Origin of the sequence: Kitasatospora sp. GAS204B (assembly GCF_029892155.1) — a bacterium.
GTDB lineage: Bacteria > Actinomycetota > Actinomycetes > Streptomycetales > Streptomycetaceae > Kitasatospora.
Map to the genome: position 1 here is coordinate 52,238 of NZ_JARZAG010000034.1, position 19,068 is coordinate 71,305.

The following is a 19,068-nucleotide window of genomic DNA, read 5'->3' on the forward strand; positions in this document are numbered from 1 at the left end:
TCTCACTTTGTGCCGCTCCTAAACAAAATACGCTCCACCATGCCTCACCCGTCCGCCACGGCGGCCACCGCCTGGTCGGCCGCCCGGCTCGCGCTGACCGCCTTCTTCGCCGTCGACGGCTTCCTCTTCGCCGCCTGGGTGGTCCGGATCCCCGACATCCGGGCCCAGGTGCACGCCTCGCACTCGGCGCTCGGGCTCGCGCTGCTCTGCGTCTCGGCCGGCGCGGTGGCGACCATGCCGCTGGTCGGCCGGCTCTGCCTGCGCCACGGCAGCCGCCGGATCACCGTGCTCTCGCTCGCCGTGCTGAGCGCCGCGGTGGTGCTGCCGCCGCACGCCCACTCGGTGCCCACGCTCGGCGCGGTGCTGCTGCTCTTCGGCGCCGGGTACGGGGCCGCCAACGTCGCGATGAACAGCACCGCCGTCGAGCTGGTGGCCGAGCTGCGGCGTCCCGTGATGCCCAGCTTCCACGCTGGCTACAGCCTCGGCGGGCTGCTCGGCGCGGCGGTCGGCGGGCTGCTGGCCGGGCAGCTGACGGCCAGTTGGGCACTGGCCTGCAGCGGCGTGCTGGGGGTGCTGGTCACTGCCGGGGCGGGGGTGGTGCTGCTACGTGGCGACTCCCCCAGTCACGACTCCCCCGCTCCCCCGCGCAGCAGCACCGCTCCGCCGCGCGACACGCCGGCCGAGCGCGGCGCCGGCCGGCCGCTGGCGCGCGCCGCCAAGCTGCTGGTGCCGCTGGTCGGACTGACCGCACTGTGCAGCTCGTACGGCGAAGGCTCGCTCGCCGACTGGGCCACCCTGCACCTGACCGACGACGTGCACGCGAGCGCGGCGCTGGCCGCCTTCGGCTACGCCGCCTACGCCTTCGCGATGACCGCCGGACGCCTGGCCGGCACCTGGCTGTCGATCCGGCTCGGCCCCGCCCGCCTGATGGTGGCGGGCGGTCTGACGGCGGGCGCCGGCATGCTGGTCGCCGCGCTCACCCCCTCCCCCTGGCTGGTGCTGGCTGGCTTCGTGCTGGTCGGGCTCGGACTCGCCAACCTCTTCCCGCTGGCGATCGCCCGGGCCGGCGAGCTCGGCGGGCCGCGCGGGGTGGCCACCGCCTCCACGCTCGGGTACGCGGGCATGCTGATCGGCCCGCCGGTGATCGGCTTCCTGGCCGACGCGGCGAGCCTGCCGCTGGCGCTGACCACGGTCTCCGCCGCCGCGGCGGGAGCCGCCGCACTGGCGGCGCTGGTGCACCGGGTCGGGCGACGACACGGCTAAGGCACCACAGGCACTACTGGCAGCACGGGCAGCACGGGCAGCACAGGCACTACAGGCACTACAGGTAGGGGCACCACGGGTAGCCTGCCCGGATGAGCGTCCATCACCTCCCCGCCGCCGCCCGCACCGTCACCCCCTGGCGCAACGGCGGCGGCCGCACCCGCGAGGTCGCGGCCGATCCCGGCGGGGCGTGGCGGGTGAGCCTGGCGGAGGTCGCGGCGGACGGGCCGTTCTCGGTCTTCCCCGGGCTGGCCCGGATCCTCACCGTGGTCGACGGGGCCGGCCTCGAGCTGACCGTCGGCGACCACGCGCCGGTGACCGTCCCGCCGCTTCGGCCGTTCGCCTTCCCCGGTGATCTGCCGACCAGCGCCCGGCTGCTCGGCGGCCCGGTCACCGCACTCAATCTGATGACCCGTCAGCCGGGTGCCGAGGTCACCCTGCTCCCCGGCGGCGAGCAGCTGCGCCCGGCATCGGGCGGCAGCCTGCTGGCCGTCGCGCTCGACGGTTACGACGCGGTCCTGGTCAGCCACCCCTCGACCGCGCCGGGGCCGGCCGGGCTGACGGCGCTGATCCGCCTGTGAAGCCCGGGCGTCCGGTGTGAAGCCACGGCGAAAGCCCCGCGCTCTCCCCGAACCCCCTGGCCAACCGCGCCCCCTGCTGCCATCCTCACGCCATGCGCCAAGACCTCGCCGCCCAGGCCCGACGCCTCGTCAGCACCCGCTTCCCCGACGCCCTCGGGGCGGTGCTCGGCGGCTCGGCCGCGAGCGGCCGGGTGACGGCCGGCAGCGACCTGGACCTGGCGATCCTGGCCCGGGTGGGGACCTACCGCGAGACCATCCGGTTCGAGGGTCGGGTCGCCGAGCTCTTCGTGCACACGCCGAACGCCCTGCCGGAGCTCTTCGCCGCGAGCCGGGCGGACCGGCGCGGGGTGATGCAGCGGGTGTACGCGGAGGGCGTGGTGCTGCACGACCCCGAGGGCCACGCCACCCAGGCCCGGGCGACGGCCGAGACCGAACTCGCCGCCGGACCCCCGCCGCTCACCGAGGAACAGCGCGAAGCACTGCGCTACAGCCTGACCGAGGCGATGGACGACCTCGCCGACAACCCCGACCCGGAGGAGCGGGCCGCCCTCGCCGACGGACTGCTGCGCACCGCCGCCGACCTGCTCTGCGACCACCACCGGGCCTGGAACGGCGCCGGCAAGTGGCTCCCCCGCCGGCTGCGTGCCGCCGCCCCGGCCCTCGGCGCGGCCCTGCTCACCGCCCACCGCACCGCGCCCGAGGACCCCACCGCCCTGCTGCATGCGAGCGGTCGCGTGCTGGCCCGCACCGGCGGCACGCTGCGCGAGGGGTTCCGGCGCGAGTGGAGCGGCAGCGGAAGCTGAGCGATCCCGGCGAACTCCGGCACCGCTCAGCCGGGTTGCCGCACCATCCAGACGTCCACCGCGTCCGCCCGCTCCACCGTGAAGCCGAACCGCTCGTAGAGTCGCCGCGCCGGGCTGCCCTGGAGGACGTTCAGGCGCACCGTCCGGCCCGACCGGTCCGCTCGGGCGAGCAACTCGGTCAGCACCGCGCCGCCGAGACCGCGACCCTGCCGCTCCGGAGCCAGGTAGAAGTGCTCCAACCAGTGCCCGTCCGCCGCCGGGCGCAGCGCGACGCAGCCCGCGAATGCGTCGGCCTCGCCGTCACAGCCCTCGAAAGCGTCGGCCTCGCCGTCACAGCCCTCGAAAGCGTCGGCTGCCAGGATCACCCAGGTGTGCTCCGCCACGAAGCCGTCGCGCAGGCGCCGGCGGACCCCGGCGGGGTCGTAGCGCCCCAGCCGCTCCAGGTCGGCGCGGAGCACCACCGCACGCAGCTCAGCGATGGGCTCGACGTCCTCGGGGCGGGCCGGGCGCAGGCGAACGGTCATGACGGCGGGTCAGCTCCCGGTCGGTGGACGCAGGTCCCAGCCGACCAGCGCGCGCAGTTGCTCGGCCGTGATGCCGTCGGGCAGCGGGCGCGGCGCGTCGTGCCGGAACGGCGGCTGCCAGCCCTGTGCCTCGGTGAAGCTGCGCACCACGCGGGCGGGGGCGCCGGCCACCACGCTGTGGTCGGGGACCTCGCCGCGCACCACCGAGCCGGCCGCGACGACGACGTTGCGGCCCAGCCGGGCGCCGGGCAGGATCACCGCGCCGGTCCCGATCCAGCTGCCGGCGCCGATCTCGACCGGCTCGTTGCGCGGCCACTGCTTGCCGATCGGCAGGGTGGTGTCGCGGTACTCGTGGGCCTGGTCGCTGATGTAGACGTTCGGGCCGGTCCAGACGTCGTCGCCGAGCACGATCGACTGGTGCCCGACCAGGTGGCTGCCCCGGCCTATCACGCAGCCGCCGCCGATGGTGATCACGGGCTCGGGGCCCAGGTCGAGGCCGGGCAGGAAACCGGCCGAGATGGTGACCCGCTCGCCGATGATGCAGAACGGGCCGATCGCGATCGACTGCTCGTTGAAGACGGTGCCCAGTGGGAAGGCGAACTTGCTGCCGTCACCGAGCGTGTGGAACCGGTACGGACCCGGGTTCCGGTTGGTGACGGCGCCCGTCTCCTGCACCCAGCGCCAGCCCCGGTGCACGACTCGCCCGGCGGCACGGCGGGCCCGGGAGCGGACGGCGGTGAGCAGGGCGGCGGCGTTGGGCATGCGCACACGGTAGCCGCCCCCCGCCGCCCGCAGGCCGTCAGGGGAGCAAGATCACACCTACGCCTCCTCAGACAGATCCAGGACCCACGGCGCCGGCCGGCGCTCCAGGAAGGCCGTCATCCCCTGCTGCGCCTCCGGCGAGCCGAACAGCCGGGCGGACTGCTTGACCCGGGCGTCCGCGTCCTGCTCGAAGGAGCGCACCACCTCGGCGTTGACCAGCCGCTTGGTCTCGGCAAGCCCCTGCGGCGAGGCCAGGCGCAACGCCGCCAGCACCTCGGCCAGCGCCTTCGCCGCCTCGTCCGCCTCGCCGGCGGCCACGGTGATCAGGCCGATCCGGGCCGCCTCGACGGCGTCGAAGGTCTCCCCGGTCAGGTAGTAGCGGGACGCGGCGCGCGACTCCAGCTTGGGGCGCAGCGGCAGCGAGATGACGGCGGGGGCCAGGCCGAGTCGCACCTCGGTGAAGGCGAAGGTGGCGGCGGGACCGGCGATCACCAGGTCGGCCGCGCCGAGCAGGCCGAGCCCGCCGGCCCTGACGTGCCCGTTGACGAAGGCGATCACCGGCTTGGGGCAGTCCACGATGGCCCGCTGGAGGTCGACCAGGCCGCGCGGCCCGACCGTCGGGTCGCTGCCGGTGGCCTCCGAGAGGTCCGCGCCCGCGCAGAACACCTTGCCGGTGTGGCCGAGCACCACGGCCCGCACCGCCGGATCAGCGGCGGCGTCCGCCAGGCCCTGCGCCAGTTCGGCCATCAGCCGGGTGGAGAGCGCGTTGCGGTTGTGCGGGGAGTCCAGCTCCAGGGTGGTGACGGCGCCGGCCGTGCTGCTGCGGACGAGGGGGGCTGCGCTGGTCATCGCGGTAGGACCTGCTTTCCGGTATCCGATATGAGGGTGGGTCGGACGGGCTGGGAGCACTCTGGCACGCCGGGCCGCCTCCGAACCAGAGGCCACAGGTCGGGCCGCGCGGCAGAGCGCGAATTCGGCGGGCTGAGACCCCCGCTAGCCGAGCCACCCCGGCCGCACCAGCCCGCTCTCGTAGGCCAGCACCACCAGCTGCGCCCGGTCGCGGGCGCCGAGCTTGACCATCGCGCGGCTGACGTGGGTCTTCGCGGTGAGCGGGCTGACCACCAGGCGGCGGGCGATCTCGGCGTTGGACAGGCCCATGCCGACCAGGGTGAGCACCTCCCGCTCACGCTCCGTCAGCTGGTCGAGCGAGGGTCCCGCGGCGTCGGCCGGGACCTTGGAGCGCGCCGCGAACTCGCCGATCAGGCGGCGGGTGACGCCGGGCGAGAGCAGCGCGTCGCCGGCCGCCACCACCCGCACCGCGCGCAGCAGGTCGGCCGGCTCGGTGTCCTTGACCAGGAATCCGGAGGCGCCGCCGCGCAGCGCCTCGAAGACGTACTCGTCCAGTTCGAAGGTGGTCAGCACCACCACCTTGACCTCGGCCAGTTCAGGGTTGGCGGTGATCCGGCGGGTGGCCTCCAAGCCGTCGAGGCCGGGCATCCGGATGTCCATCAGGACCACGTCGGGCCGCAGTTCGGCGGCCAGTGCGACGGCCGCCGCGCCGTCCGCGGCCTCGCCGACCACCTGGAGGTCGGCCTGGGCGTCGAGCAGCGCCTTGAAACCGGCCCGGACCAGCATCTGATCGTCCGCCAGCAGGACCCGGATCATCGCCCGTGCTCCTCGTCCGTCGCGTTGGTGGTCGGCAGGTGCGCCACCACCCGGAAGCCGCCCGCGTGCGGCCCCGCCGTCAGCGTGCCACCCAGTGCCTGGGCCCGCTCCCGCATCCCGGCCAGTCCGTTGCCGCCACCGGCCGGTTCGCCGGCGTCGGGTGCGGCGGCCGGCCCCGCGTCCGTCACCCGGACGGTCAGGCTCACGGGCGCCGTCCAGTCCAGCAGCACCTCGGCTCGGCGCGCGGCCGAGTGCCGGATCACGTTGGTCAGCGCCTCCTGGACGATCCGGAAGGCCGCGAGGCCGACTCCGGCAGGCACCGCCCGTTCCTCGCCCGCCGTCCGCACGGTGACGGTCAGGCCGGCGTGCGCGGCCTGCTCGGTCAGCTCGGTCAGCCGGTCCAGGCCCGGCGCGGGACGGCGCGGGGCGGCGGCGTCCGGGCCGCGCAGGGTGCCGAGCACCTGGCGGACCTCGCCGAGCGCCTCCTTGCTGGCGGCCTTGATGGTGACCAGCGCGGCCCGCGCCTGTTCGGGCTGATCATCGATCAGCTCCAGCGCCACCCCGGCCTGGACGTGGATCAACGAGATGCTGTGGGCCAGGATGTCGTGCAGCTCGCGGGCCATCCGCAGCCGTTCCTCGTCCGCCCGGCGGGCGGCGGCGGCCTGGCGGGCGGCGCGGTGCGCGGCGAACCGCTCGTGGCGGAACCGGAACAGCTCGGCGACGGCGGCCAGCAGCAGGGCCAGTGCGGTCAGGCCGACCTCCGGCCAGGCGCCGACCGACCCGGCCGTGCCACGCAGCCACCCGTGCGGCACCGCGTAGGCGAGCAGCAGGTGGCCGCCGTAGACGCCGAGCAGGCTCAGCAGCGCCGCCCGGCGGTGGCCGTCCCGGACGGCGACGCAGTAGGCCACCGCGAAGGAGGCGAAGACCGGGCCGTACGGGTAGCCGGCGGCCAGGTAGCCGAACGTGATGGCGCCGGTGCCGGCCACCACCAGGACCGGGTGGCGCCGGCGCAGCACCAGCAGCGCCGGCCCGAGCGCCAGCAGCAGGTAGCCGAACGCGTCCAGCGGCACCCGGGGCGGCACCTGGTGCTTGGCCGCGCCGGCGCTGCCGGCCAGTTGGAGGACGGCGACCAGGGCCGAGGAGACCACCGGCAGAGCCGGCGGGCGGCCCCTGAACCAGGGCGGCCCGGCGGGCCTTCGCCACGGCGGACCCCACGGGCCGCGTTCCGCGCCGCCGTCCGAGGGGCTCGTACTGGAAGGGCTCATGCCGGAAGGCTAGGCGAGGACCGCCCCGGCCGACGTCAGCCCGCCGGGGTGGTCACCCGTACTCCCCCGGGAGTACGGCGTACGCGGTCGAGCTCTGCGCCCTACCGCGAGGCCATCGCCGCCAGCCGCCGGGCGGCCCGGTACTGCCGCAGGATCTGGCCGAACGTGGTGTGCCCCTGGGTGGTCTGGGCGAACGCCTGCCAGGCCGGGTTGATCACGCAGACCGCCAGGTGGAACAGGTGCGGCCGGCGCTCGAAGGCCGCCAGCATCACCTTGCCCGCGCGCATCTCCACGCCCAGGCCCGCCTTCACCGCGAAGGCGTAGTTCAGCGCCTGCCGCCGCACCTCCGGCGGGCTGCCCGCCTCGGCCACCTGCACCGCCCACTCGCCGGCCAGCCGGCCCGAACGCAGCGCGTAGGAGATGCCCTCGCGGGTCCACGGCTCCAGCAGTCCGGCCGCGTCACCGGCCACCAGCACCCGGCCGCGCGAGAGCGGCGAGTCCTCGGCCCGGCAGCGGGTCAGGTGACCGGACTCGACGGCGGGCGTGAAGCCGGACAGTCCCAGGCGGCGGATGTAGTCGGCCAGGTAACGCTTGGTCAGCTCGCCGTCACCGCGCGCCGAGATCACCCCGACGGTCAGCGTGCCGGAGTCGGTCTTCGGGAACACCCAGCCGTAACTGCCCGGCAGCGGGCCCCAGTCCAGGTGGATCCGGCCCTGCCAGGCGCGCACCACCCGCTCGGGCACCGGGATCTCGGCCTCCAGGCCCAGGTCGATCTGGTCGAAGGTGACCCCCACGTGCCGCCCGATCCGGCTGGCGCTGCCGTCCGCCCCGACCACCGCGCGGGTCTGCACCGAGCGCCCGTCGGCCAGCGTCACGGCCACCGTGCGGCGGTCGGCGCCGCCCTGCTGCTCGACGCCGGTCACGGTGACGCCGGTGACCAGGACCGCGCCCGCCTGCTGGGCCGCCTCGACCAGGCGCAGGTCGAACTCGGTGCGGTTGACCAGGCCGAAGAGCATCCGCTTCGACCGGCGGGTCCGGGTGAAACGGCCGTTCAGCGCGAAGGTGACGGCGTGCACCCGGTCCTGGAACGGGATCTTGAAGTCGGCCGGGAGGCTGTCCCGGGACGGTCCGATGATCCCACCGCCGCAGGTCTTGTAGCGGGGGTGCTCGGCCTTGTCCAGCAGCAGCACCCGGCGGCCCTGCGCGGCTGCGGCGTGCGCCGCCGACGAGCCGGCCGGGCCGGCCCCGACCACCACGACGTCCCAGACGCCGTCGAGCGGGTCATCGGCTTCGACGTCAGCTTCAGGTTCGGCCGCGAGTCCGTCCAGTACATCGACGGGCAGGCTGGCATCGGGGGCGCTACCGGAGTCTCTCACGTCGAGTCATCCTATGCGGCGCACCGCCGTGCGCCGCCTGCGCCACCAGCGGCGCCGCGCCATCCGGGCCCTGGGACGGCACCCTATGCTCGGTCGCACAGGTGATCAACCAGCCAGCTTCCGGAGAATCGTCATGACCGAACCCTCGCCCGACCTCGCCGCCGCCGTCCGCTCGCTGATGCCCCGTGCCCGGCACGAGCTGGCCGAGCTGGTGGCGTTCCCGTCGATCGCCGACCCGCAGCTCGGCCTGGAGCGGGAGTGCCGGGCCGCAGCGCAGTGGGTGGCCGACGCGCTGCGCGCCGAGGGACTGACGAACGTTCAGCTGCTCGACACGCCGGACGGCACCCAGTCCGTCTACGGCGAGCTCACCGGGGTGCCGGGCGCGCCGACCGTGCTGCTCTACTCGCACTACGACGTGCAGCCGCAACTGGACGAGAAGGCCTGGGCCAGCCCGCCGTTCGAGCTCACCGAGCGCGACGGGCGCTGGTACGGGCGCGGCGCGGCGGACTGCAAGGGCAACATCCTGATGCACCTGACGGCGCTGCGGGCGCTGCGCGAGAGCGGCGGCCCGACGCTGCCGGTCAACCTGAAGGTGATCGTCGAGGGCTCGGAGGAGCAGGGCACCGGCGGCATGGAGCAGTACGCCATCGCCCACCCCGAGTTGCTGACCGCCGATGCGATCGTGATCGGCGACGTCGGCAACTTCGCCGCCGGCCTGCCCACCGCCACCGCCTCGCTGCGCGGCATCACCGAGGTCTCGGTCGAGGTCCGCACGCTGGCCGGCAACCTGCACTCGGGGGCCTTCGGCGGCGCCGCCCCCGACGCGCTGGCCGCGCTGCTGAAGTTGCTCGCCTCGCTCTACGACGAGCAGGGCGGCACCGCGATCACCGGCCTGCCCGCCGACCAGACCTGGCCCGGCGTCAGCTACCCGGCGGACCGTTTCCGCGCCGACGCCAAGGTGCTGGACGGCGTGACGCTGATCGGCACCGGCGACGTCGCCGACCGGCTCTGGGCCCGCCCGGCGGTGACCGTGGTGGGCATCGACGTCCCCGCGGTGATCGGTTCCACCTCCTCGGTGCAGGCCGCCGCCAAGGCCAAGGTCAGCCTGCGGGTGCCGCCGGGCATGTCGATCGAGGCCGCCCAGGACGCGCTGGTCGCCCACCTGGAGCAGGCGACGCCCTGGGGCGCCCAGCTCACCGTCACCCGGCTCTCCGGCGGCCACCCGTTCCTCGCCGAGACCTCCGGCCCCGCCTACGAGGCGCTCGGCACGGCGATGCGCGAGGCCTTCGGGGTGGACATGGTGGTGGCCGGCGAGGGCGGCTCGATCCCGCTCTGCAACACGCTGCGCACGCTCTACCCGAAGGCCGAGATCGTGCTGATCGGCGTGGAGGAGCCGACCACCCAGATCCACGCCGTGAACGAGAGCGTGGACCCCGAGGAGCTGGAGCGGATGGCGCTCTCGGAGGCACTCTTCCTGCGGCGGTACGCGCAGGTGTGGCAGGGCTGACGGGCGACCGTCAGCGGATCTGCCGGGGCGGGCCCAGCAGATCCGCCACGCCCAGCACCGCGGCCGCCGCCAGAACGCCGGCACCGGCGCCGAAGCAGAGGTCGGCGATCGGGTCACGCCCTGCGCCCGGGCCGCGCACCCGCCCGGCCCGGGCCAGCCGGTGGGCAGCCCCGACCGCCGCGGCGGCGCCGACCAGCGCCCGGCGGCGGGCCCGCCGCCGGGCCGCTCGCCGGTCCGGCGGCCGTGCGAGTTCGCCGGCCTGCGCGCCACCGAGTTCGCGGGCCAGGCAGCCACCGAGCGCGGCCAGTCCGAGGGCCGAACTGCCGTACTGCAGCGCCGTGCAGAGCGGCAGGCCGGCCACCCGGCGCTCCAGCACCGGCAGCAGCCGCCCGCCGGCTCGCCCCGGGTGGGTGAACGCGTCCCAACCGACGTGGCTGACCGCTCCGAGCGCGGCGGACAGCGCGAACCATGCCGCCTGCTCCCGGGCGCCGGTCCGGCCCGGGCGACGCGCGGTGGCCTCGAGGGCGGGGGCGGCCCAGCCCGGCGGCAGCAGTTCGAGCAGCGGGCGCCGCAACACGCCCTGCCAGCCGGCCACCAGCACCCCGGCCAGCGCCACGTCCACGGTGGCGACCGCCCACCAGCGGTGGGTCGGCGCGCCGCACCGGTACAGGCCCGGGCACCAGGACGCGGCGAAGAACGGCAGGTCCGGCGCCATCGATCCGGCGACCAGCGCCGAGGCCACCAGCGGCCCCCTGCCGCGCAGCCCGCGCAGGAGCGGGAGCACCGCGGCGGGATGGCTGAAGGTGAACGGCATGCGGCCATCCTCCCCGACCGGCAGCACCACCGCCCGACCGCCGGCGCCGCCGTCCCCCGCCGCAACCCGTGCGCTAACCGCCGCTGCCCGCGCCCGTGGCGGCCGGGCGGCCCGCCTCCAGATAGTGCGAGGTGCCCGCGCCGCGGGCCTCCAGGGCGCTGGCCAGCCGCCGGTAGCGGCCGGCCGACAGCAGCCGCTCGGACTCGCCGAGGGTGACGAAGCGCCAGTCCCGCAGCTCGTCCGGCGGCAGCCGCAGGCCGGCGCGCTGAGCGGCCGTCAGGCGTCCGCCGTCGTAGACCAGCCGCATGCCACCCCGGCGCCGGCCGGTGCGCGGCTCCCAGTCGACGGCCAGCAGCCGCAGCGCCTCCGGGTCCAGCCGCAGGCCCAGTTCCTCCGCGGCCTCGCGGACGGCGGCCAGCGTGGGCGCCTCGCCGCGCTCGACCACGCCACCGGGAAACTCCCAGTCGGGCTTGTAGACCGGGTCGACCAGCAGCACCCGGTCCTCCTCGTCGAAGAGCAGCACCGCCGCCGCCACCGTGTCGTCCGCCGAGTCGGCGGGGCGCACGATCGGGCAGCGCGCGGCGCCCTCCTCGACCAGGGCGGCCATTCTCTCCGCGACCTGACGGGGGGTCAGCTCGGCGGTGTCCAGCACGCGGGCGTCGCGGCGCAGCCAGGGCTGCGCCTGCTGGTAGTCGGGCAGGTGGGCCAGGCGCCAGTCACGACAGTCGGCAGCGGCTGCCGGGTCGTCCGCGAACCGCGTGTCGCGCCCGATCCGCTCACGCAGGATCGTTTCCTCAGCGTGCAGCACGAAGTGGTGCACCGTCAGGCCGCGTGCCGCCAGGGCGCCGAAGATCTCGTCCCGGTAGGCCTCGCGCAGCAGGGTCATCGGGACCACCAGGGCGCCCGGCACTTCGGCCAGCACCGTGGCGGCCGCCTCGGGGACCAGGCGGCGCCAGGCCGGCAGGTCCTGGTAGTCGCCGACCTCGGCCAGCCGGCGGCGCGGCAGGGCCCGGCGCAGGTAGTCGCCGATGCCCTCCGGATCGAAGAGCGTGCTGCCGGGCAGCAGCTCGACCAGTTCACGGCAGGCGCTGCTCTTGCCCACGCCGAACGTCCCGTTGACCCAGATGATCACGATTCCCCCTGACCTCGGGCGAACCCGGCGGTGTCCACGCCGGACGGCCGCCGCAGCCGCCACGCCGGGCCACCGCCGGCCGTACCGACGCCCCCCGCCGCGCCGAGCGCCTCGGCACCATCCGAGGTGGTACCCGCCGGGGCCGACCCCTCACTCCTGAAGATCTGATGAGCCATCACTTCTCGGCTCCCACCAGGGCGCATTCGCCGCTCCCGCGCGCCGCTCGCCCACTCCGCACGCCCTCCTTCACACCCCCGTCTCACGCACCCTCGCCCGCCCGGGCCGTCGCCCGCAGCGCTGCCGAGGCGGCCCCCACCAGCCCCGCGTCGGTGGCCAGTTCCGCCGGGCGCACGCGCAGCCCGCGCACGTAGGAGAGCGCCGCGTACTCCCCCAGCCGCTCCCGCAGCGGACCGAACAGCAGCTCGCCCGCCTGCGCGACACCACCGCCGATCACCACCACCTCCAGCTCCACCAGGGTTGCCGCCGCCGCGATGCCCGCTGCCAGTGCCTGCCCGGCCCGGGCGAAGGCGGCAAGCGCCAGCGGATCACCCGCGCGCGCCGCCGCGGCCACGGCGGCGGCGTCCGCCCGGCCGCCCGCCCCGCCGGCCGGCCGCCACCCCGCCGCCAGCGCGTGGCCGGCGATCGCGGTGCCGCTGGCCAGGCCCTCCAGGCAGCCCCGGCCACCGCAGGCACACGGCGCACCGTCCAGGTCCACGCTGATGTGGCCGATGTGCCCCGCGTTGCCGGTCGGCCCAGGGTGCAGCGCCCCGCCGAGCACCAGGCCGCCGCCGACACCGGTGGAGACCACCATGCAGAGCGCGTTGTCGAAGCCCCGGGCCGCGCCGAGCCAGTGCTCGGCGGCGGTCATCGCCACCCCGTCGCCGGTCAGCACCACAGGGCGGCCGCCGGCCAGCTCCCGCACCTCCCGGACCACCGGGAAGTCGCGCCAACCTGGGATGTTGACCGGACTGACGGTGCCTCGGACAGTGTCCACCGGCCCCGCGCTGCCGACCCCGAGCAGCTCGACCCCGGCCCACTCGGGCGTGCCCGCCAGCGCCTCGACCACCTCGGCCAGCGCGTCGCGCACCACCTTGCCGGACTCCTTGGCCCGGGTCGGACGCTCCACCCGGTGGTACAGCTCGCCGTCCTCGGCCCCGACGAGCGCACCGGCGATCTTCGTCCCACCGATGTCCACCGCCGCGACCAGCGCCTGACCAGTCATCATCCACCGCCCTGTTCCTCGTACTCCGTGACCGACCCCATCCTGCCCGGTCCCGGCCACGGCACAGGTCTCCACCTGCCGTGGACGGTCGCGGAGCACCCCGTGGTTCCCACGTCACCCGTTCTGGACACCGCACCCCGGCGCGCCCCAGAATCGTGCGCATGACCGCTCCCGAGCCCCTCACCGGCGTGGCCTCCGGCGACCTCCAGGCCCGTCCCTCGGAGGCCGACCGCGAACGGGCGCTGGGTGTGTTGCGACGCGGCGCCGGGGACGGCCGGCTCTCGCACGACACCTTCATCCGCCGGATGGAGCTGGTCCTCACCGCCCGCAGCACCACCGAGCTGGACGCCGCCCTCGCCGACCTGCCGTCCGACGGCCGGCTGGCCCGCTTCGCGCTGCGCGCGGTCGGGCGCCTGTCCGCCTTCACGGTCCGGCTGCGCAACGCCTGGCGGACCGAGCGCCTGCCCGGCCTGACCCTCCCCCAGCTGGGCCCGTCCGAGCTGCGGATCGGCCGCGCCCCCGGCTCCGACCTGCGCCTGACCGACGTCTCGGTCTCCCGCTGGCACGCCGAACTGCGCCGCCTCGGCGACGGCTGGGTGCTGTACGACCTGGGCTCGACCAACGGCACCCACGTCAACGGCCGCCGCGTCACCGGAGGCGTCCCGGTACGGCCGGGGGACCAGGTGGCGTTCGGGAGCCAGGAGTTCCGACTCGCCGCGCGGTGAGCCGGCGAGCGTCCGCAACTGCGGCGCTACCCCTCCAGCAGCCGCTTCTTCAACACCTTCCCCATCGCGTTCCGCGGCAGCTCCTCCACCAGCACGACCCGGCGCGGCCGCTTGTGCACCGAGAGCCGCTGCGCGACGAACGCGGCCAGCTCATCGCCCGTCACCGGGCCGTCGGGGATGACGAACGCCACCACCGCCTGCCCGAGGTCCGTGTCCGGGGCGCCGACCACGGCGGCGTCCACGACGGCCGGGTGGTCGCGCAGCGCGGCCTCCACCTCGCCGGCGCCGATCTTGAAGCCGCCGCTCTTGATCACGTCCACCGAGCCGCGGCCGACGATCCGGTGGAACCCGTCGGGGCTGATGGTGGCGACGTCGCCGGTGCGGAACCAGCCGTCCGCGGTGAACGCGTCGGCGTTGGCGGCCGGGTTGCCGAGGTAGCCGTCGAACATCGAGGGGCCGCGGACCTGGAGGTCGCCCAGGCTTTCGCCGTCGGCCGGCACCGGGCGGCCGTCCTCGGTGACCAGGCGGGTCTCGGTGCCGGCCACCGGCAGGCCGACGCTGCCCGGGCGGCGTTCCCCGTCCGCCCGGGTGCTCACGGTGATCAGCGTCTCGGTCATGCCGTAGCGCTCGACGGGCTGGTGGCCGGTGAGCGTGGCCAGCTTGTCGAAGACCGGGACGGGCAGCGGGGCGCTGCCGGAGACCAGCAGTCGGGCACCGCTCAGCGCGCGGGCCGCGGCCTCGTCGGCGGCGATCCGGGACCAGACGGTGGGGACGCCGAAGTAGAGGGTGCCGGCCGCCTCGGCGTAGGCCGCGGGGGTCGGGCGGCCGGTGTGCACCAGGCGGCAGCCGGAGCGCAGCGCGCCGAGCACGCCGAGCACCAGGCCGTGCACGTGGAACAGCGGCAGGCCGTGCACCAGGGTGTCCTCGGGGGTCCAGGCCCAGGCGTCGGCCAGCGCGTCGAGGTCGGCGGCGACCGCGCGGCGGGAGAGGATCGCGCCCTTGGGCGGCCCGGTGGTGCCGGAGGTGTAGAGGACGAAGGCGGCCCGCTCGGGGGCCGGTTCGGGGAAGCGATCGGCGCTGGTCTCACCGAGGTCGACGGGCAGCGCCTCGATGCCGTCCTCGGACGCCGTGTCCTTGACGGCCGGGCCCTCGCCGGCGAGCAGCTCGGCGCCGCTGTCCCGCAGGATGTGCGAACGCTCCAGCGGCCCGGCGTCCGGCGGCAGCGGCACCACGGGCACCCCGGCCAGCAGCCCACCGACCACCGCGGTCACGCTCTCGACACTCGGCCGGGCCAGCACGGCCAGCGCCTTCGCGCCCGCCACCCGGGCCGCCACGGTGCCGGCCGCGCCCAGCAGCCGCTCCCGGGACACGGCCCGACCGTCGATCCGCAGCGCGTCGGCCGCGTCGCCGTGCCCACCCTGAAGTGCCGTCAAGAGGTTCACGGCGGCACTCTACGGGACCCGCACACGCCGCAGGGCGTGATCCACACCACGACGGGGGATCACGCCCTGCTGGAGCAGCCGGCCGGCACGAGTCCGGCTTGACGACCGCTCAGTTGTCGCTCGATTTCAGCCCTTGCGAGCCTTGACCTCGCCGGTGAGCTGCGGCAGCACGTCGAACAGGTCGCCGACCACGCCGTAGTCGACCAGCTCGAAGATCGGCGCCTCGGCGTCCTTGTTGATCGCGACGATGGTCTTCGAGGTCTGCATGCCGGCCCGGTGCTGGATCGCGCCGGAGATGCCCGCCGCGACGTAGAGCTGCGGGGAGACCTGCTTGCCGGTCTGGCCGACCTGGTTGCTGTGCGGGTACCAGCCGGCGTCCACGGCGGCACGCGAGGCGCCGACGGCCGCGCCGAGCGCGTCCGCGAGCTCCTCGACCACGCCGAAGCCCTCGGCGGCACCGACACCGCGGCCGCCGGAGACCACGATGGCGGCCTCGGTCAGCTCGGGGCGGCCGGTGGAGACCCGCGCGGTGCGCGCGGTGACCTTGGCGGCGTTGCCGGTGAACTCGACGGTCACGTTCTCCACCGTGCCGGCGGCCGGGGCGGCCTCGGGCGCGGCGGCGTTCGGCTTCACGGTGATGACCGGGCTGCCGTGCGAGACCTTCGACTTGACCTGGAAGGAGGCCGCGAAGACCGACTGGGTGGCGATCGGGCCGTCGGCGCCGGCCTCCAGGTCGACGGCGTCGGTGATGATGCCCGAGCCCAGGCGCAGGGCCACCCGGGCCGCGATCTCCTTGCCCTCGCCGGAGGAGGTGACCAGGACGGCCGCGGCGTCGGCGGCCTTGGCGATCTGGGTCAGCGCGTCCACCTTCGGGACGACCAGGTAGTCGGCGAACTCGGCGGCGTCGGCCACGTAGACCTTCGCGGCACCGAACTCGGCGGCCTTGGCGGCGATGTCGGCCGCGGCAGCGCCGGCGCCGAGGACGACCGCGGACGGCTCGCCGATCCGGCGGGCCAGGGTGAGCAGCTCCAGGGCGGGCTTGCGGACGGCGCCGTCGGCGTGGTCCACCAGGACCAGGATCTCAGCCATGATTTCTTATCTCCTGAGGGAACGTGGGGTCCGGACGGCGGGTCAGATGAACTTCTGCTCGGCGAGGTAGCTGGCGAGCTGCTTGCCGCCCTCGCCCTCGTCCTTGACGATCGTTCCCTTGGTGCGGGCCGGGCGCTCGGTGACGGTCTCGACCGCGGTCCAGGCGCCGGCCAGGCCGACCTCGTCCGCCTCGATGCCGAGGTCGTCCAGGTCGAGCTCCTCGACCGGCTTCTTCTTGGCGGCCATGATGCCCTTGAAGGACGGGTAGCGGGCCTCGCCCGACTGGTCGGTGACCGAGACGACGGCCGGCAGCGCGGCCTCGACCTGCTCGGTGGCCGAGTCGCCGTCGCGGCGGCCCTTCACCACGCCACCCTCGACGGCGACCTCGGAGAGCAGGGTCACCTGCGGCAGGCCCAGGCGCTCGGCGAGCAGCGCGGGCAGCACGCCCATGGTGCCGTCGGTCGAGGCCATGCCGCAGACCACCAGGTCGTAGCCGGTCTTCTCGAGGGCCTTGGCGAGGATCGCGGAGGTGGCGATCACGTCCGAGCCGTGGATGTCGTCGTCGTTGACGTGGACACCCTTGTCGGCGCCCATCGAGAGGGCCTTCTTCAGCGCGTCCCGGGCGTCGTCGCCGCCGACGGTCAGCACGGTCACCTCGGCGTCACCGGACGCCTCGGCGATCCGCAGCGCCTGCTCGACGCCGTACTCGTCGAGCTCCGACAGGAGGCCGTCCACGGCGTCCCGGTCGGTGGTGGTGTCGTCCGCGAAGCGACGGTCACCGGTCGCGTCGGGCACGTACTTCACACAGACAACGATCCTCAAGCTCACGGCCTGTCTCCTGTACTGGTCTCGTCCGGCGGCTGCCGCGGGTGCGACGGGCGGGTGCGCACCGGCGGCACCCGCTACGGACAGCGCATTCCTGCTGCCCCGACCGGCACTTCCGGCAGCATACTCGGCAGCATCCCGCTCTGGTTACTCGTCAGTATCTAAATACCGGTCGCCCACATCTTGCCGCAATGTCAGGGCGTTATCCCCCCTGATCATTGTGACGAAGCTCTCGACTTCTCCGGCGCTCAACCCACCGGTGAATGCCGAGCTCGGACAGCCGGCCTCAGGTTGCCCTCGGTCCGGCCGTGAGCCTGCGCCGAGCAGCACCCGAGCGGCGCTCTCGTCGCGCTCTCCTCCCGCACCGCTCGCGCTCGGCCGGCGCACCGCTGACGCTCAGCACGCTTCACCGAGCGCGGCGATCACATCGGCGCGGCGCGGCTGACCGGCGGCCCGCCTCACCACCCGCCCCGCACCGTCCAGCACCAGCACGGTCGGGGTGCGCAGGATCTCCAGCCGGCGGACCAGCTCCAGCCGCTGCTCGGCGTCGACCTCCACGTGCGCCACGCCGGCCACCATCGCGGCCACTTCGGCGAGCACCCGGCGGGTGGCCCGGCACGGCTGGCAGAAGGCCGTGGAGAACTGCACCAGGGTGGCCCGCTCCCCCAGTTCGACGTCCTCGCCAAGATCGGCGGCGGACAGCTGCACGTCCTCGTCCCTCCCGCGCGCCCGCGACGGCACGCACCCTCCCATCGCACCGGGCCCGGAACAACCCGAAGGCGCTCACCGGCGCGATCACCGCGACGCACACCGGCAGTCCGGTGACGCGCTCCAGTGTGCGCTACCGCGCGCCCGGCGCCGACGCCGGCTCCGCTCTACCTGCGGTGGCGACGCGCGACGCCCGCGCGCGACCCAGATGGACCTCCCGCCCAGCGATGTGATGACAATCTCGCGCGACCGGGGCATGGCCAGGTGACAGAAGGCACCCCCACGAGGGACCATCATCAGCAGAATCACCCGTGTCAGCCGCGGCGTGCCGCGCCCCGGGCCCGGTCCACCGGTGGCGACCCGGGTGCCACCGCACCGGGCCAGGGCCCGTACGTAGTAGAAGTAGGGCTGACCGTGGCAGAGTTCGTATACCCGCCGGTGATCCGTGCCGCGCTGACCGTTTTCAAAGCGCTCGACTGCCGGATCACCATCGTGGGTGCCGAACACGTGCCGGCCACCGGCGGCGCGGTGCTCGTGAGCAATCACATCAGCTACCTGGACTTCCTCTTCGCCGGCCTGGGCGCCTACCGGGGCGGTGACCGCAAGACCCGCTTCATGGCGAAGGACGAGGTCTTCCGGCACGCGATCTCCGGCCCGCTGATGCGCGGTATGAAGCACATCCCGGTCGACCGCACCGACGGCCAGCCCGCGTACGAGGCTGCCGTGCGCGCGCTGCGCGAGGGCGAGGTGGTCGGTGTCTTCCCCGAGGCCACCATCAGCCGCTCCTTCATGCTGAAGAAGTTCAAGACCGGTGCGGCCCGGATGGCCGCCGACGCCGGCGCCCCGCTGCTGCCGATGGTCCTCTGGGGCACCCAGCAGCTGTGGACCAAGGGCCGCCCGAAGACCCTGACCAAGCGGCACGTCCCGGTCACCATCATGATTGGCGAACCGATTCGCCTGGAGCCCACGGACAAGCCGGTGATGGTCACCCGGCGACTGCGGGCCGCGATGAGCGAGATGCTCGACCGGGCCCAGCGCGACTACCCGGTCAAGCCGGCCGGCCCCACCGACTCCTGGTGGCTCCCCACCCACCTCGGCGGCACCGCACCGACCCTGGAGGTCGCGGAGGCCGAGGACGAGCAGGAAGCGGCCGCGAAGGCGGCTCGGCGGGCCGCCGAGGCCTGAGCGACGGCCTTTCGGTCACCTGTTGACGGCGCGCCATTCCTACGGAGTGGTGCGCCGTCCGACTTTCGCTCGGTAAGCCGCTCGATAAACGCAGAGAAGCCCCCTTCCCGAAGGAAGAGGGCTTCTCTAGAAGAATTGTTCGGCGGCGTCCTACTCTCCCACAGGGTCCCCCCTGCAGTA

At 74.8% G+C, this 19,068-nt stretch carries 19 protein-coding genes; 6 read left to right on the forward strand and 13 right to left on the reverse strand.

Annotated features, from left to right (window positions below):
• Positions 1-39 precede the first annotated feature (39 nt).
• The 3 genes from P3T41_RS32635 (at position 40) to P3T41_RS32645 (ending at position 2,647) form a co-directional block, all read left to right on the forward strand.
• Positions 40-1,263, forward strand: coding sequence for an MFS transporter (locus tag P3T41_RS32635; protein WP_280694211.1), 1,224 nt, complete (start codon positions 40-42; stop codon positions 1,261-1,263).
• 92 nt (positions 1,264-1,355) lie between these two features.
• Entirely contained in the window at positions 1,356-1,844 is a 489-nt protein-coding gene (locus P3T41_RS32640; protein ID WP_280694212.1) for a HutD family protein, read from the forward strand.
• Between the two features lie 92 nt (positions 1,845-1,936).
• Positions 1,937-2,647, forward strand: a complete 711-nt coding sequence (locus P3T41_RS32645; RefSeq protein ID WP_280694213.1) for a nucleotidyltransferase domain-containing protein — start codon at positions 1,937-1,939, stop codon at positions 2,645-2,647.
• A 26-nt stretch (positions 2,648-2,673) separates the two neighbouring features.
• Here P3T41_RS32645 and P3T41_RS32650 read toward each other — a convergent pair whose 3' ends face one another.
• From P3T41_RS32650 to P3T41_RS32675, 6 genes are all read right to left on the reverse strand, one after another.
• Positions 2,674-3,171 carry a GNAT family N-acetyltransferase gene (locus P3T41_RS32650; RefSeq protein WP_280694214.1) on the reverse strand — a complete coding sequence of 166 codons (498 nt, stop codon included), beginning with the start codon at positions 3,169-3,171 and terminating at the stop codon, positions 2,674-2,676.
• A gap of 9 nt (positions 3,172-3,180) precedes the next feature.
• Positions 3,181-3,933: an acyltransferase gene (locus P3T41_RS32655; RefSeq protein ID WP_280694216.1), complete on the reverse strand. Its 753-nt coding sequence runs from the start codon at positions 3,931-3,933 to the stop codon at positions 3,181-3,183.
• Positions 3,934-3,990: 57 nt separating this feature from the next.
• Entirely contained in the window at positions 3,991-4,782 is a 792-nt protein-coding gene (locus P3T41_RS32660) for an enoyl-CoA hydratase family protein (protein WP_280694217.1), read from the reverse strand.
• A gap of 144 nt (positions 4,783-4,926) precedes the next feature.
• The gene (locus P3T41_RS32665) at positions 4,927-5,598 is read right to left on the reverse strand and encodes a response regulator transcription factor (protein WP_280694218.1); all 672 of its coding nucleotides are present in this window, start codon (positions 5,596-5,598) and stop codon (positions 4,927-4,929) included.
• On the reverse strand, positions 5,595-6,863 hold the full coding sequence (locus P3T41_RS32670; protein WP_280694219.1) for a sensor histidine kinase: 1,269 nt from the start codon (positions 6,861-6,863) through the stop codon (positions 5,595-5,597). The genes P3T41_RS32665 and P3T41_RS32670 overlap by 4 nt, the downstream gene beginning before the upstream one ends.
• A gap of 101 nt (positions 6,864-6,964) precedes the next feature.
• On the reverse strand, positions 6,965-8,191 hold the full coding sequence (locus tag P3T41_RS32675) for a geranylgeranyl reductase family protein (protein ID WP_280694232.1): 1,227 nt from the start codon (positions 8,189-8,191) through the stop codon (positions 6,965-6,967).
• A 181-nt stretch (positions 8,192-8,372) separates the two neighbouring features.
• Here P3T41_RS32675 and P3T41_RS32680 point away from each other — a divergent pair, with 181 nt between their 5' ends.
• The gene (locus P3T41_RS32680; protein ID WP_280694220.1) at positions 8,373-9,746 is read left to right on the forward strand and encodes a dipeptidase; all 1,374 of its coding nucleotides are present in this window, start codon (positions 8,373-8,375) and stop codon (positions 9,744-9,746) included.
• A gap of 10 nt (positions 9,747-9,756) precedes the next feature.
• On the opposite strand, the gene P3T41_RS32685 is transcribed toward P3T41_RS32680, so the two are convergent.
• The 3 genes from P3T41_RS32685 to P3T41_RS32695 form a co-directional block, all read right to left on the reverse strand.
• A complete protein-coding gene (locus P3T41_RS32685) occupies positions 9,757-10,560 on the reverse strand; it encodes a DUF4184 family protein (RefSeq protein WP_280694221.1) in 804 nt (267 codons plus the stop codon).
• Between the two features lie 73 nt (positions 10,561-10,633).
• The gene (locus tag P3T41_RS32690) at positions 10,634-11,692 is read right to left on the reverse strand and encodes an NUDIX domain-containing protein (protein ID WP_280694222.1); all 1,059 of its coding nucleotides are present in this window, start codon (positions 11,690-11,692) and stop codon (positions 10,634-10,636) included.
• Positions 11,693-11,951: 259 nt separating this feature from the next.
• The gene (locus tag P3T41_RS32695) at positions 11,952-12,917 is read right to left on the reverse strand and encodes an ROK family protein (RefSeq protein WP_280694223.1); all 966 of its coding nucleotides are present in this window, start codon (positions 12,915-12,917) and stop codon (positions 11,952-11,954) included.
• Positions 12,918-13,075: 158 nt separating this feature from the next.
• On the opposite strand from P3T41_RS32695, the gene P3T41_RS32700 reads away from it, so the two are divergent.
• A complete protein-coding gene (locus P3T41_RS32700) occupies positions 13,076-13,639 on the forward strand; it encodes a DUF1707 and FHA domain-containing protein (protein WP_280694224.1) in 564 nt (187 codons plus the stop codon).
• A gap of 26 nt (positions 13,640-13,665) precedes the next feature.
• Here P3T41_RS32700 and P3T41_RS32705 read toward each other — a convergent pair whose 3' ends face one another.
• From P3T41_RS32705 to P3T41_RS32720, 4 genes are all read right to left on the reverse strand, one after another.
• Complete coding sequence (locus P3T41_RS32705; RefSeq protein ID WP_280694225.1) at positions 13,666-15,081, reverse strand: acyl-CoA synthetase; 1,416 nt, start codon at positions 15,079-15,081, stop codon at positions 13,666-13,668.
• A 126-nt stretch (positions 15,082-15,207) separates the two neighbouring features.
• The gene (locus P3T41_RS32710; RefSeq protein ID WP_280694226.1) at positions 15,208-16,170 is read right to left on the reverse strand and encodes an electron transfer flavoprotein subunit alpha/FixB family protein; all 963 of its coding nucleotides are present in this window, start codon (positions 16,168-16,170) and stop codon (positions 15,208-15,210) included.
• 42 nt (positions 16,171-16,212) lie between these two features.
• Positions 16,213-16,998 (reverse strand): electron transfer flavoprotein subunit beta/FixA family protein, encoded by a 786-nt coding sequence (locus tag P3T41_RS32715; RefSeq protein WP_280694227.1) that lies wholly within the window; start codon positions 16,996-16,998, stop codon positions 16,213-16,215.
• A gap of 393 nt (positions 16,999-17,391) precedes the next feature.
• Positions 17,392-17,703, reverse strand: a complete 312-nt coding sequence (locus tag P3T41_RS32720; protein ID WP_280694228.1) for a thioredoxin family protein — start codon at positions 17,701-17,703, stop codon at positions 17,392-17,394.
• 414 nt (positions 17,704-18,117) lie between these two features.
• Here P3T41_RS32720 and P3T41_RS32725 point away from each other — a divergent pair, with 414 nt between their 5' ends.
• The gene (locus P3T41_RS32725; protein WP_280694229.1) at positions 18,118-18,888 is read left to right on the forward strand and encodes a lysophospholipid acyltransferase family protein; all 771 of its coding nucleotides are present in this window, start codon (positions 18,118-18,120) and stop codon (positions 18,886-18,888) included.
• The last annotated feature ends 180 nt before the right edge of the window (positions 18,889-19,068 follow it).